At 72.6% G+C, this 13,649-nt stretch carries 11 protein-coding genes and 1 tRNA gene; 4 read left to right on the top strand and 8 right to left on the bottom strand.

The window, feature by feature from the left end:
• Window position 1: 1 nt before the first annotated feature.
• Window positions 2-73, bottom strand: a tRNA-Arg gene (locus V5E28_RS17170).
• A gap of 115 nt (window positions 74-188) precedes the next feature.
• On the opposite strand from V5E28_RS17170, the gene V5E28_RS17165 reads away from it, so the two are divergent.
• Window positions 189-566: a response regulator transcription factor gene (locus tag V5E28_RS17165; protein WP_336207911.1), complete on the top strand. Its 378-nt coding sequence runs from the start codon at window positions 189-191 to the stop codon at window positions 564-566.
• Here V5E28_RS17165 and V5E28_RS17160 read toward each other — a convergent pair whose 3' ends face one another.
• Complete coding sequence (locus tag V5E28_RS17160) at window positions 567-3,311, bottom strand: helix-turn-helix transcriptional regulator (RefSeq protein ID WP_336207910.1); 2,745 nt, start codon at window positions 3,309-3,311, stop codon at window positions 567-569. It abuts the gene before it with no gap.
• 102 nt (window positions 3,312-3,413) lie between these two features.
• Here V5E28_RS17160 and V5E28_RS17155 point away from each other — a divergent pair, with 102 nt between their 5' ends.
• Window positions 3,414-4,031, top strand: a complete 618-nt coding sequence (locus V5E28_RS17155; RefSeq protein ID WP_336207909.1) for a LysE family translocator — start codon at window positions 3,414-3,416, stop codon at window positions 4,029-4,031.
• A 4-nt stretch (window positions 4,032-4,035) separates the two neighbouring features.
• The gene (locus V5E28_RS17150) at window positions 4,036-4,599 is read left to right on the top strand and encodes a TetR/AcrR family transcriptional regulator (RefSeq protein WP_336207908.1); all 564 of its coding nucleotides are present in this window, start codon (window positions 4,036-4,038) and stop codon (window positions 4,597-4,599) included.
• A gap of 37 nt (window positions 4,600-4,636) precedes the next feature.
• On the opposite strand, the gene V5E28_RS17145 is transcribed toward V5E28_RS17150, so the two are convergent.
• From V5E28_RS17145 to V5E28_RS17120, 6 genes are read right to left on the bottom strand one after another with little or no spacing between them, the layout of a single operon-like run.
• A complete protein-coding gene (locus V5E28_RS17145; RefSeq protein ID WP_336207907.1) occupies window positions 4,637-5,833 on the bottom strand; it encodes a hypothetical protein in 1,197 nt (398 codons plus the stop codon).
• 9 nt (window positions 5,834-5,842) lie between these two features.
• On the bottom strand, window positions 5,843-6,223 hold the full coding sequence (locus V5E28_RS17140; protein WP_336207906.1) for a RidA family protein: 381 nt from the start codon (window positions 6,221-6,223) through the stop codon (window positions 5,843-5,845).
• An 8-nt stretch (window positions 6,224-6,231) separates the two neighbouring features.
• Window positions 6,232-7,308 (bottom strand): alanine racemase, encoded by a 1,077-nt coding sequence (locus V5E28_RS17135; RefSeq protein ID WP_336207905.1) that lies wholly within the window; start codon window positions 7,306-7,308, stop codon window positions 6,232-6,234.
• A gap of 48 nt (window positions 7,309-7,356) precedes the next feature.
• A complete protein-coding gene (locus V5E28_RS17130) occupies window positions 7,357-8,883 on the bottom strand; it encodes an N-acyl-D-amino-acid deacylase family protein (protein WP_336207904.1) in 1,527 nt (508 codons plus the stop codon).
• Between the two features lie 18 nt (window positions 8,884-8,901).
• Window positions 8,902-12,018 carry a DUF4153 domain-containing protein gene (locus V5E28_RS17125; protein ID WP_336207903.1) on the bottom strand — a complete coding sequence of 1,039 codons (3,117 nt, stop codon included), beginning with the start codon at window positions 12,016-12,018 and terminating at the stop codon, window positions 8,902-8,904.
• Window positions 12,015-12,698: a response regulator transcription factor gene (locus tag V5E28_RS17120; RefSeq protein ID WP_336207902.1), complete on the bottom strand. Its 684-nt coding sequence runs from the start codon at window positions 12,696-12,698 to the stop codon at window positions 12,015-12,017. The genes V5E28_RS17125 and V5E28_RS17120 overlap by 4 nt, the downstream gene beginning before the upstream one ends.
• Before the next feature lie 71 nt (window positions 12,699-12,769).
• Here V5E28_RS17120 and V5E28_RS17115 point away from each other — a divergent pair, with 71 nt between their 5' ends.
• A complete protein-coding gene (locus V5E28_RS17115; protein ID WP_336207901.1) occupies window positions 12,770-13,609 on the top strand; it encodes an arylamine N-acetyltransferase family protein in 840 nt (279 codons plus the stop codon).
• Window positions 13,610-13,649 lie beyond the last annotated feature (40 nt).

The raw sequence follows: 13,649 nt of genomic DNA, 5'->3' as shown, positions 1-13,649 counted from the left end.
GTGCCCCCTGTAGGATTCGAACCTACGCACCCGGCTCCGGAGGCCGGTGCTCTATCCCCTGAGCTAAGGGGGCTCAACGTGTGACTAGGCTACCAGCATCCCGGAGCCACTCGGCACCAGATAACCGTCCATGAACACATCGCGCGAAAACCGCACGTGACCGCCCTGCTACAGGTAGCTTTGCCGCCGTGGGCGAGGTTCTTGGCAAAGTACTGGTCGTAGACGATGACGAGGTCATTCGTCAGCTCATCGCGGTCAATCTCAATCTTGAGGGTTTCGAGGTGGCGACCGCCACCGACGGGCAGGACTGCCTTGAGCGGGTGCTGGATGTGATGCCGGACGTCATCACGCTGGATGTGATGATGCCGTGCCTCGACGGCTGGGCGACTGCGCAGAGGCTGCGCACCGAGGAAGCCACCAGCCACATCAAGGTGGTGCTGATCACGGCGCGGGCTCAGGATGACGACAAGCGGCGAGGCCGGGGCATCGGGGTCGACGCCTATCTGACCAAGCCGTTCGATCCCGCGGAGCTGATCCAGGTGGTGCGGGACCTGGCCGGCCGATAGTCAGGCGAGCAGGCCGCGGCTGCGGGCTGCGGCGGCCGCCTGGGTGCGGGTGGAGACGTCCAGTTTGGCGAGGATGTTGGACACGTGCACGCTCGCCGTCTTGGGTGCGATGAACAGCCGCTCGGCGATGGCCCGGTTGGTCAGGCCGTCAGCGACCAGTCGCAGGACCTCCACCTCCCTGGCCGTCAGGCCGCCGTCGCCGTCTGAGGCTCCGGGGCCGAAGCGGGCTCTTCTGCCGAATTCCGCGAGGGCTGTTTCGAGGGGTGCGGCGCGTAGTTTGCCCGCCTGCTCTCTGGCCAGCTCCCACTCGGTCTGTGCGCCTTCGCGGTCGCCGGCCGCCAGCAGTGCCTCCGCCAGGCGCAGTCGGGCCCGCGCCTGTTCGTAGACGAACCCGTAGGAGAACGTGTCGACGACTTCGCGCCACAGGTCGACGTCCAGGCGGCCGTGGACGCGGTGCCACTCGGCCTCCATGCGTAGTGCCCAGGCCTGGCCTTCGGGGCCCAGCCGGCCTCCCTCGCCGACGGGGCCGGTGGTGACGGCGAAGCGGGCGCGGGTCAGGAGGTCGTCGGCGCCTTCGGTGATGCCGAGCTCGGCCATGGCCCACAGGCCGATGGCGGCGATGCGGATGGCGCCGGAGTCGCCTGGGTCCAGGGCGTCGAAGGTGGCGTGGATGTGGTCGAGGGCGGTGGCCGGGTCACCGCGCCAGAGGGCGTGCTCGGCCGCCAGGCCGCGGGATATGTAGGCGACCAGGGAGTCGTTCCAGAAGGGGCGCAGCCAGGAAAGGCGGCTTTCGACGGCGGGCAGGCCGCGGGCGACCTCGATGAACAGGGCGTAGGACGACAGGGTGGCCTCGGGGGCGGTGCCCACGCGGGCGCCGAAGCTGGCGGCCACCGCCTCGGCCTGGTCCCAGTCGCCTGCCACGTAGTGGATGAGGAAGCGCAGGAAGCGCAGGTCGGTGCCGTAGGTGCTCCACTTGAGGCCGGTTTCGTTGGCGAGCCGGATGCCTTCGTCGGCCACCTGCGCCGCCTCGTCGAGCAGGCCCTGCTCGTAGTGGATGCGGGCGTGGTGATAGCGGGCGCGCAGGTCCATGGCCAGGTCGCCGGTGCTCTCGGCGGAGGCGGTCTCGACCAGGTCGTGGGCCGCGGCCATGTCGTGGCGGACCTCGGTGAAGGTGGCCAGGGTGAGCAGGGCGCCGACCTCCGCGTCCTTGGCTCCGGCGGCGCGGGCGGTCTCGAGTGCGCGGTGGGCGAGCTCTTCGACCTCGGCGTGACGGGGGCTCCACAGGAGGGTGCGGGCATAGGTGGCCAGGGCTCTGGCCAGGGCGATCTGGTCGAAGGCGGTCTGCACGGCGTGCTCGGCGGCGGCGATGGCGCCCTCGGTGTCATCCGTCTCGAACAGGTAGTAGGCCAGGCGCTCGCTGACCTCGGAGGTGGGCGGCAGGGCGCGCAGGGCGGTGACGGCGCGGTGGTTGTCACCGCTGTCGGCGGCCATCACGGCGCTGCGGAAGGCCAGCGCGACGCGGGTCTCGCCGGCGAGGTCGGCGGCGCCTTCGACCCGGTCCCACAGGCTGAGGACCTGGTCGTAGTGGCTGTGGGCCTCGGCGGGGGCGCCGAGGCGCTCGGCCAGGCGCCCTGCCTCGGCGGAGGCGGTCAGGGCTCCGGCGAGGTTGTGGCTGGCGAGGTGGTGGTGGGCGAGCTCGGCGGGCACGGTGAGCAGGCGGGTGAAGGCGGCGTGCAGGCGGGTGCGCTCGCCGGGCAGCAGGTCGGTGTAGACGGCCTCCTGGAGGAGGGCGTGGCGGAAGGCGTAGCCGTAGCCGTGCACGCGCAGCAGGCCGCGCGAGACGATCTCGCGCACCGCCTCCTCGAAGTCGGCCAGCGGCAGGCCGGAGACCTCGCGCAGCAGCTCGTCCTCGACGCGGCGGCCGGCCACGGCGGCGGCGCGCAGCACCTGCTGGCCCGCCGCGGAAAGGATCTCGACCCTGGACATGAGCAGGCTGGCCAGGCCGTCGGGCAGGGTTTCGCCCTCGGCCACGGCGGCGAACAGCTCTTCGGCGTAGAAGGGATTGCCGTCGGCCCGGGTGACGATCATGCCGAGCTCGCGGGCGTTCACCTGGCCGAGCGTCGTCACGTAATCAGACATCTCGCCGGTGCCCAGCGGGCCCAGCTCCACGTTCGTCACCGTGGGGAGGCGCTTGAGCTCGGCGAGGACCGAGCGCAGCGGGTGGCGCCGGTGGAGGTCGTCGGTGCGGTAGGTGCCGACGACGCACACCCGCTCGGACTGCACCATGCGGCTGAGGAAGACCAGCAGGTCGCGGGTCGAGCGGTCGGCCCAGTGCAGGTCCTCGATCACGAACACCACCGGCTGGACCTCCGCCAGCAGCCCGAGCAGCGAGCCGAACAGCCGCTGCTGGGTGAGGCCGGCCGACGGCGCGCTCTCGGTGCCCGGCAGGAGCTGGCCGAGCATGGGATGGGCGGCGGCGGCCTCGCGCACGACGGGCTCGGCGCCGCGCAGGGCGTCGGCCAGCGGGAGGTAGGGCAGCGCGTCGCCGAGCTCGGCGCACTGGCCGACCAGCACGTGGAAGCCGCGCTGCCGGGCTTCGGCGACCAGCTCGGTGACCAGCCGGGTCTTGCCGATGCCGGCGTCACCGCCGACGAGTGCGACTCCCGCCGCGCCTTCGGCGGACGCTTCGAGCACCCGCGCGAGCCGAGCGAGCTCGGCTGAGCGCCCGACGAGAGTTCCGTTCACGCAGTTACTATGCCACGCGCCGGCGACATTCCCATTGGCCCTCGATCGGCGGCCGGAATTGGTTCTCGTGAGCGGACCAAAGCGAGCGTACGCTGTGCATTTGTGATCTCCCCGGCAACGTTCGCCTTCTTCGTGGCGGCCTCGCTCGCCCTGGTGCTCATCCCGGGCCCCAACCACCTCTACATCACCGCCAGAGGGCTGGCTCAGGGCAGGGCCGCGGCGCTGGCCAGCGCGCTCGGTGTGGAGGTGGGGACGCTCGTGCACATCGCCGCGGCCGCCGCCGGGCTGTCGTACGTCATCTCGCAGTCCGCGACCCTGTTCGCGGTCGTCAAGTGGGCCGGCGTCGCCTACCTGGTCCATCTCGGCGTGCGCGCCCTCACCGCCAAGCAGGACGCCGCCGCGCAGGCGCCGCCTCCCCAGCCGCTGCGCCAGGTGTTCCTCGAGGGTGTTCTGGTCAACGTGCTCAACCCCAAGGTGACGCTGTACTTCCTGGCGTTCCTGCCGCAGTTCGTGGAGCCGTCGGCGGGGCCGGCGGCGCTGCAGATCGTGCTGCTCGGGCTCACGTTGCTCGTGCTCGGCCTGCTGTCGGACATCGTGTACGCGCTCGCGGCCGGCGCGCTGAGCGGCCGGCTGGCCAGGAAGGCCAAGGGGCTGCGCTACTTCAGCGGGGTGGTCTATCTGGGCCTGGGCGTGGCCACGGCGTTCGCCGGGAGAAAATGACCGCATGGCGCCGAGGAAGCAGCAGGAGATCTTCGACGCGACGCTGCGGCTCGTCGCGGAGAGGGGCTACGGCGGACTCACCGTCGAGGGGGTCGCCGAGCGGTCGGGCGTGAACAAGACGACGATCTACCGCTGGTGGCCGTCGAAGGCCGCGCTGCTCGGCGCCGCCCTGGTCGAGGCGGACGTGCTCGGGTTCGAGCCGTCCGACACGGGGAGCCTGCGGGGCGATCTGGTGGCGCTGGTGGAGGGGATCGGCAGGCTCCTGACGGAGCCGCCCGCCAGGGATGTCGCGGTCGCCGCGCTGGGGGCCGCCGTGGAGCATCCGGAGCTGGACGCCCGCCGGTTCTTCACCGACCGGTTCGCGCGCGAGCGGGAGATCTTCGAGCGTGCGGTACGGCGCGGCGAGCTGGCGGAGTCGGCCGATCCGCTGCTGATCGTGGACCTGCTGGCGGGGGCGGTGTGGATCAGGTCGGTGTTCAGAGGGTTGCCGTTGCAGGAAGGGTTCGCGGCCGAAGCGGTCTCGGCTGTCCTGGACGGCGTCACGCCTCGACACGGTGAATCGCGATGACCCCGGAACCCATCTCCTGCGCGGAGTCCGTACGGGCTTACAGAGCCTCGGCGAGAGTGGCGGGGATGCGCTCCAGCACGGGATGCGGCACCAGGCCGTAGGCGTAGAAGTCGACCGCCATCGCCCCCGCCGCCTTGGCCCCGCGCGCCTTGGCCACGAGCCGGTCGGTGGAGTCGCTGTCGGGGTGGCCGGGCCGCAGCACGGCGCGCACCTCCCTGTCCTTGCCCACGGAGCGCAGGTAGGCGCCGACGTCGTCGGCCACCCGGGCGGCGTCGCGCGCGTAGGCGAGCACGCCGAAGGCGGGCACGAGGTCGCCGAGCGCCACCAGGTCCACGCCGAGCTGCCAGGCGTCGTGCGCGGCCAGGCCGGGGGTCGGCAGGCCGTCCCGGTAACCCTTGACGGCGCCGGTCGAGTCGACGAACACCAGCTTGGAGCCCTCGCCCGCGACGGCGGACGCGACCTCGGAGACTAGCGTGGTGACGGTCTCGGAGCGGGCGCGGGCGTAGGCGACGACGTCGGGACCGGCGTAGGCGGTCAGCGCCGCCCTGGTCACCTCGCCCTGCGCGGGCGGGTCGCCGTCGAGGACTCCGCCGACGATCCTGGCGCACTCCTCGCGCGCCACCTCGGCGTCGACGCCCAGGTCGGTGGCTCTGCGCATGCAGTAGTCGCAGAAGCACAGGCCGAACAGGTAGGTGTCCATCGGCCCGAGCGGCACGAACGAGCGCTCGGCCTTGAGCGGCCGGAAGTGCAGCGACTCGGCGACCACGCTGTCGACGCCGAGCCTGGCGACCGCTCTGGCGAGCGAGACGGCGTAGTCGCGCACGTCGGGATGGGCGGGGCACAGGTCGGACGGCGAGCCGCGGTCGCCGAAGCAGTCGCGCACGGTCACGTCGGGGTGCGCCGCCCCGATCGTGGCGTTGCGCAGGAAGACGGTCCAGCCGTGGAGCCTGAGCCCTCGCTTCGTGCACGCTTCGCGCAGGCCGTCGAGCGCGTCCTGGTGTCCGGCCGTCGGCTTGAGCCGCCGGCCGGAGAACAGGTCGGGCGGCGGGGGGAAGTGGGCCCCGTCGCGGCGGATGGTCAGTCTGGACAGTCCGTGCGGGGTGATGTCGCGGGAGGCGTGGTGGACGGCCCCGACGGTGACGCCCGCCACACCGTACGCGCTGATCCTGTCGAGCACCCGCTCGACGCCCTCGCCGCGCAGGTCCTCGACGAAGACGTACACCGAACTGTCCACGAGGCGACCTTACGCGCTCTTGTGGGCGACGAAGTCGATCTCCACCAGGATGTCCAGCAGCTCGGAGCCGACCGTGGTGCGGACGGGGTACGGCTGGGTGAAGTAGGACTTGTAGACCTCGTTGTAGGCGGCGAAGTCGCGCTTGAGGTGCTGCAGGTGGACGGTGGCCTTGACCACGTCGTCGAAGCCGAGGCCGTGGGCGGCGAGGATGGCGCCGAGGTTGCGCATGACCTGGTGGGTCTGGGCGGTCACGTCGTCGCCGACGAGCTCGCCGCTCTGCGGGTCTAGCGGGCCCATGCCGGAGGTGTAGACGAAGTCGCCGACGACGAGCCCCTGCGAGTAGGCGCCTATCGGGGCCGCGCCCTCGGTCGTTCTCAGCTCTTTCTTCATGGCTGCTCCTAGAAGTGGGTGGTTACGGTGCCGACGACCCGGTAGTCCTGGTCGACCAGGGGAAGCGACCGCCACTTGTCGAAGGCGGTGCAGGGGTGGGAGATGCCGAAGGCCAGCAGGTCGCCCGGCGCGAGCCCGTCGGCGTGCACGACCGTGTGCTGGTCCTGCATCTTCACGACGGTGACGCCGGCGCGCCTGGGGACGGGCAGGCCCTCGTCGTAGGGGGCGTCGCGCTTGCCCATGCCGACGATCGCGAGGCCGGGCTCGGGGGTGGACAGCACGTGCGCCCAGACCTCGAGGGCGGGCCGCAGCTCGCCCGGGATGCGGTTGAACGGCGTGCGCTCGCGGTAGTAGCCGTCGTCGTGGGTGACGTAGGCGCCGCTGCGCAGCAGGATCCTGGCCTGGGTCGCGACGAGGTGGCGGCCGATCACGTCGAACCACTGGCTGCCGCCCACGCTCAGGATCGGGGTCCTGACGCGCAGGTAGTCGACGGCGTCCTGCAGCGAGTCCAGATATTTCCGGACCTCGTCCGCGGACTGGAGCCCGCCCTCGTACCCGGCGACCCCGGCCAGCTCGACCCCGTCGGTCCGCTGCGCGTGCGCGGCCACGGCGAGCAGCTCGTCCAGCGTCCGGCACCCGGCCCTGCCTCCCGCGTGCCCCAGCTCGGCCAGCACCGTGAAGGGCCGCGAGCCGGCGTGCCGGGCCAGGATGTCCACCCCCTCCACCGAGTCGGCGAACGTCAGGAACTCGAAGCCCGGGTCGCGCTCCAGCTCCGCCGCCGCCCACCGCAGCCCCGCGGGGTCCACGACCTGGTTGGCCACCATGATCCGGCTCGCGCCGAACCCGCGCACGGCCATCGCCTGCCGCGGCGTGGCGACGGTCAGCCCCCAGGCCCCTGCCCCCAGCTGCATCGCGGAGATCTCCGGCGACAGGTGCGTCTTGGCATGCGGCGCCAGCTCCAGCCCGTGGTCGCGGACGAAGGCGGCCATGGTCGCGATGTTGTGCTCCAGCGCGTCGCGGTGCACCACCATCAGCGGGAAGCCGAGCTCACCGTCGAGCACGGAACGTCCAAGGATCTCCTGCACGGCACCCCCCTTGCGCGCCTCCGACCCTATCCTGAGGATCTTGTACGGTCAGCGCGGGCGTAGCGCCCGGCCGGGAGTCGCCCCGGTCAGCTCGCCGGCCGCCAGCACCCGGCTGCCGGACACCAGCACGTCGTCGACCCCGGTGGCCAGTGCGCGAGGCCGGTCGTAGGTGGCCTGGTCCCCCACCGTCAGAGGGTCGAACACCACCACGTCGGCGGCGAACCCGGCACGCAGCAGCCCGCGGTCGGCCATCCCGAAGCGCCTGGCCGGATGCGAGGCCAGGTGCACCACGGCCTGCTCCCACGTCCAGTCGCCGAGCTCGCGCACGTGCCGGCCGAGGAATCGGGCGAAGGCCCCGAACCCGCGGGGGTGCGGATGACCGCCCACGTAGATGCCGTCGGAGCCGCCGGTCTGCGACGGATGGCGCAGGACGCGGCGTACGGACTCCTCCCCCGCCGGGCCCTCGTCGGGGCGGGCCGACACGCAGCCCGCCTCCAGCCTGGTCTCGATGAGCAGGCGGCGGCAGAACTCGGCCGGCTCCACGCCCGCCTGCTCGGCCGCGGCGACCATGGTCAGGCCCTCCGCCCACTCCAGCCCCGGCGCGTGCGAGACGGTAAGGCGCGGCCAGGTCTGGGCCAGCCCCTCCCACCAGCCGTCGAGCTCGGGCGAGGCGATCATCTCCAGCGCCCTGTCCGTCTCGGCGGCGGGCACCGCAGGCGGCAGCACCACCATCGCCAGGATCGTGCTGCTGCGCAGGTAGGGGTAGGTGTCGAAGGTCAGGTCGACGCCCTTGCCGAGCGCCTCGTCCAGAAGCGGCAGCAGCACGTCGGCCGGGCCGTGCAGGTGGGAGACGTGCGCGGCGGCGCCGGACGCCTGGGCGATCTCCACCACCTCCGCGATGCCCACCCGGGCCCTGGCGCCGTAGGCCCGCATGTGGGTGACGTACGGCAGGCCGCCGAGCGGGCGGCAGAGCTCGGCCAGCTCGCCGGCGGTGGCGTAGCGGCCCGGCAGGTATTCCAGGCCGGTGGACAGTCCGGAGGCGCCCTCGGCCAGGCCACGTTCCACATGGGCCAGCATCAGGTCCAGGTCGTCACGGGCGGCACGGCGGGGGGAGGCGCCCATGACGTCGTAGCGGATCGTGCCGTGCGGGAGCAGGTAGGCGGTGTTCAGAGCCACCGAACGGTCGTAGCCGTCGAGCAGCTCGGCCACGGTGAGCGGCCCCTCCGTCAGATGGCCGTTGACGGCGGCGAAGTAGCGGGAGGCGTAGGCGACCGTCTCGGCCGAGCCGGGGGCGAACGACAGCCCGTCCTGGCCGAGCACGAACGTCGTCACGCCCTGCCGCAGCGCCGCGAGCTGCACGCCGCGGTCGAAGACGGCCGCGTCACCGTGCGCGTGGCAGTCGACGAACCCCGGCGCCACCAGCCGGCCGCCGGCGTCGATCACCGACACCGCCTGTGCCCCGTCGAGGCGGCCCACCGCCGCGATCCTGTCGCCGGAGATCGCCACGTCGGCCCGGAAAGGCGGGGCGCCCGTGCCGTCGAGCACCCGCCCACCGCTGATGACTACGTCGAACATCACCCCAAGATTCAACCATCAGGAGCTACGCATGGGCACGGCCTCGCACCGGGCGGCGATGTCGATGGGGCGCTCGGCCAGCAGGGCGCGGGCTTCGGCCCTGGCCAGATTCCAGCCGTTCCAGGGGTCGGGCCGGTCCAGGTCGTTGGTGTCGACCACGTTCGCGAGCACACAGCTGCGCTGCGGCTCCGGCAGCCGGTCCAGCGCCGGGACGGCCTCGGCTCCCAGATCACGCAGGTAGTCGAAGTCCAGCTTGTCCACCCCGCGAACCAGGACCTGCGACTCGGCCACCCGAAGGTCCGGGTTGACGACGGCGAATGCGCCCAGCCCGACCGCGCTGACCAGGACGATCGTGCGCGGCAGCCAGCCCGAGCCGCGCCCGGCCAGCCGCACCGCCCCGGCGAACAGCACGAGTGCGAACAGCGCGCCCAGCCACCAGACAGTGGCCTGCACCGACAGGCGCAGCCGGGACAGGCCGTACGCGTCGGTGTAGAGGTTCATCCGGTGCAGCGCCGAGAAGAGCACCACCATGGTGAGCCCGCACAGCAGGCCGAGCAGCCCGGCCAGCACCCAGCGCTCCCGTCGCCCGGTACGCAGCACGCCGGCGGCCACCGCGACGACGCCGAGCACGAACACGCTGACCACCACGAGCTGGAAGAACCCCTGCCTGGCGTACTCGGCGTAGGTGAGGCCGGCCGTCTCCAGCACCCAGGCGTCGCCGCCGAACAGCGCGGTGATCTGGACCGCGACGAACGCCGCGAACAGCAGGTTCACCGAGATGAGCGGCACCAGCCAGACGGTCCTGCTCACGCTGACCTTGACCTCGGGGCCGACCGGGTCGGCGACGGGCCGCAGCGCGACCAGCACCACGGCGGCCAGCAGCGCCGCGAACAAGACGAACAGGAAGATCCGCAGGGGCGCGGAGTCGGCCCAGTCGGGCGTGGCGGTCAGGCGCTCCACGTAGGTGGCGAACACCGCGTCCGCCGAGGCGAACAGCAGCCCGAACACCAGCAGTAGCACCGCCGTGATGCCCAGCGCCGCCAGCGTGGGAAGGATGTTCTTCCTGGCCCGCAGACCCCTGAGCGGCTTGGCCAGCAGCCAGGGCACAGGCCCGAGCGCGAGCAGCACCGAGGCGCCGCCCCTGATCACACCCAGCCATCCGAGCCCGGCCCCCGACACGGCCAGCGCGCCGAGCCCCGCCCCCGCGAGGAGCAGGATCGCCACCAGCCAGTCGGCGTCCCTGATGGCGGCCATCGAGATCAGCCAGTACGCCACCAGCCCGAACGTCACCGTCCACGGCGTCATCCGGCGGATCACCGCGGGCAGCGCCGCCGCTCCCAGCACCATCGCCACCAGTCCGATCCCCAGCCCGGCCTGCGCGTCGGGCAGCGCGACCGCCGCGAACACGCCGGCGCCCACCGCCGCCGGCAGCAGCCACCGCGGCGTCTCGGGCAGCTCCGGCCGGGGGAACAGCGGCGGCGGCACGTACGCGGGAGGCGGGGGTTGCGCCCCGCGCGCCTGCCCCTGCACTGCCCCCACCTGCTGGTCGGGCTGGTAGGGCTGGTACGGCGCACTCGCCTGATGGATCTCGCCGGTGCCGCGGCGGCCGGCCTGGAGGACCGCCCCGATGGCGCCGCAGATCACGGTGCAGAGCCCGAGCGTGACGAGTCCGAACCCGTCCCCCGCCAGGAAGACGGTCAATACGGCGCCGAACATCCCGATCACGAAGCCGGCCAGCGATCCGATGATCACCCCCGCGGCCATCCTGGCCAGCCGCTCACCGGGCGTCATGCCCGGCCCTGCTACCCGAGCCGCGACGCCCACCGGCGCCACCCGGGGGTCGACGGCCGTGCTGCGGCGCGGCGGGTCAGCGCGTGCGGCCAACTCCTTGAGCGCTCCGGCCGCGTCGTCCGCGTCGGATGCGGTCAGCTCGGTGGCAGGGCCCGGCCCCACGCCGGCGGGCGCCGTCGCGGCGACCCCGCCTGTTGCCCCGGACCGGTCTGCCACGACCTCGGCCGAGCCCTCCGCGCCTCCGGCGCGACCGCCTGCGGCGGGCATCATCGCCTGTGGGAGCCAGGCGGGGAACGCCTCCCGTTTGCGTGACTCCGTCCCCACCGGCTCCGCCTTCCGCGGCGTATCCGCCATGGTGGTCCTCCCTGGTAAGTCGATGATCATTCGGCACCCCGCGCAGTCGTCGATGCGGACCGAACCGCCGTGGAGTTCGACGATCTCCTTCACGATGGCCAGCCCGAGCCCGGCGCCCCCGGCGTCCGCCGCCCGGCCGGCGTCGAGCCTGGAGAAGCGCTCGAAGACCCGGCCTCTGGCCGACTCCGGGATGCCCGGCCCCTGGTCGGCGACCACGAGACGGATCCCGGCGCCGTCGCGGGCGGCGGTCACGGTGACCGCGCCTTCGGCCGGGCTGTGCCGTACGGCGTTGTCGAGCAGGTTGGCCAGGACCTGCGCCAGCAGGTCGGGGTCGGCGCGCACGGCGAGCCCGCCGGCGACCTCGGGCACGAGCCGGACGTCCTCACGCGACAGGGACGCCTCGCGCACCGCCTGTTCCACCAGCGGCCCGAGCTCGACCGCCTCCGGCTCGATCAGCCGCGTGCCCGAGTCCAGCCGCGACAGGTCGAGGAGCTGGGCCACCAGCCGGCCGAGCCGTTCGGTCTGGGCGAGCGCGGTGCGCATGGTGACGGGATCGGGCGCGGAGACGCCGTCGACGACGTTCTCCAGCACGGCGCGCAGGCCGGTTATCGGCGTGCGGAGCTCGTGGCTGACGTTGGCGACGAGCTCGCGCCGCTGCCTGTCGACCGCGCCCAGGTCGTCGGCCATCGCGTTGAACGCCCTGGCCAGCTCGCCGACCTCGTCGCGCGAGGTGGCCCGCACGCGCAGCGTGTAGCGGCCCTTGGCGATGGTCTGCGCGGCTCTGGCCATCTCGCGCAGCGGTTTTGTCATGCCGGTGGCGAGCAGCTGCACCATGATCAGGGCGAGCGCCACGGCCACGGCGATGCGGATCTCGCGCGAGAGCCCGGCGTTGATGCCGACCTCGTTGACGACGAACGCGGTCGCCACGGCCAGCACGATGACGATGCCGAGCTTGACCTTGATCCGGCCCAGGAAGTCCAGGGGCCTCATCGGCGCACCAGCGCGTAGCCGACGCCGTGCACGGTCCGCACCACGTCGGAGCCCAGTTTGCGGCGCAGCGCCCGCACGTGGCTGTCGACGGTCCTGGTGGCGGCGGCCTCGGAGAAGCCCCACACGTCCGACAGCAGCCGCTCGCGCTCGAACACCTGGCCGGGCCGCTCGGCCAGGCGGCGCAGCAGGTCGAACTCGGTCCTGGTGAGCTGCGCCTCGACGCCGCGCACGAACACCCTCCGGGCGGCGGTGTCGATCTCCACCTCGCCCACCCTGATCACGGTGACCTCGGCGGCGAGCTGGACGGCCCGCTCGACCCGGCGCAGCAGCGCGTGGATCCTGGCCACCAGCTCCCGCATGCTGAACGGCTTGGCGAGGTAGTCGTCGGCGCCCACACCGAGCCCGACCAGCACGTCGGTCTCCTCGCCCAGCGCGGTCAGCATCAGCACGGGCACCGGCCGGGCCGCCTGCATCCTGCGGCACACCTCCAGCCCGTCGAGCCCGGGCAGCAACCGGTCCAGGATGACCAGGTCGGGCTCCGCCTTGCCGTACTCGACCAGGGCGGAGTGCCCGTCGGCGGCCACCTGGACGCCGAACCCCTCCGCGGCCAGCCTGTCGCGGACGGCCAGCGCGATGGTGGCGTCGTCCTCGACCACGAGGATGCGTCGCTGCTCTGTCACGCTCGAAGCCTAGAAGCGGCCTGTGCAGACGGCACTCCCCAATTCGTGCACATCCGGTGCAGACTTGGGCGGTGAACACCGCCGGCTACCTCCGCCGTCTCGGCGTCGAGCAGGCTCCCCCCACCGCGGCCAACCTGCGGGCGCTGCACGTCGCGCACGTAGAGCGCGTTCCCTACGAGGCACTGGAGATCTGGCTGGACCGGCCCACGACCGTCGACCCGATGGAGTCGGCGGCCCGCATCATCGGCGGCCGAGGCGGCTACTGCTACCACCTGAACGGCGCGTTCTCCCAGCTCGCCCTGGCCCTCGGTTACCAGGTGACCAGGCACGTGGGCGGCGTGCACAAGCGGGGCGGCGAGTCCGGCATCAGCGGCGACCACCTGGTGCTCACCGTGCGCGGCCTGCCCGACGAGACCAATCCAGGCGGCGAGTGGCTGGTCGACCCCGGACTCGGCGACGCCCTGCACGAGCCGCTCCCGCTGGTGGCGGGCACCTACAGGCAGGGCCCTTTCGAGTACGGCCTGCGCCCGTCACAGGTCGCGCCCGGCGGCTGGCGGTTCGACCACGATCCAAGCGGATCGTTCGTCGGCATGGACTTCGGGCTCGCCGCCACGGACATGTCCGCCTTCGCCGCCATGCACCGGCATCTGACCACCTCGCCGGAGTCCGGTTTCGTGCGGTGGGCGACCGTGCACAGGAGGGACGCCAGGGGCGTGGACAGTCTGCGCGGGCCGGTGCTGTCGCGGATCGGCGCCGGTGCCGGCTCCATCACGCTGCCCACCTCCCGCGACTACTTCGCGGCGCTCGACGACGTCTTCCGGCTGCCGCTCGACGACGTCGGCCCCGAGGACAGGGACCGGCTGTGGCGCCGGGTCCAGGCGGCGCACGAGGCGTGGCTGACGAGTGCCTGAGACGGGTACATGGTCAGTGGTAACCGCTGGCCTTGAGCAA

It is taken from the genome of Nonomuraea sp. LPB2021202275-12-8, from assembly GCF_037044575.1.
Lineage (GTDB): Bacteria > Actinomycetota > Actinomycetes > Streptosporangiales > Streptosporangiaceae > Nonomuraea.
This window is presented reverse-complemented; position numbering and strand designations above follow the sequence as displayed.

Coding starts and splice junctions, on each gene's coding strand:
- V5E28_RS17140 (WP_336207906.1), bottom strand. CDS start 6,223: ATGAAGAAAGAGCTGAGAACGACCGAGGGCGCGGCCCCGATAGGCGCC.
- V5E28_RS17125 (WP_336207903.1), bottom strand. CDS start 12,018: ATGAGGCCCCTGGACTTCCTGGGCCGGATCAAGGTCAAGCTCGGCATC.
- V5E28_RS17150 (WP_336207908.1), top strand. CDS start 4,036: ATGGCGCCGAGGAAGCAGCAGGAGATCTTCGACGCGACGCTGCGGCTC.
- V5E28_RS17130 (WP_336207904.1), bottom strand. CDS start 8,883: ATGTTCGACGTAGTCATCAGCGGTGGGCGGGTGCTCGACGGCACGGGC.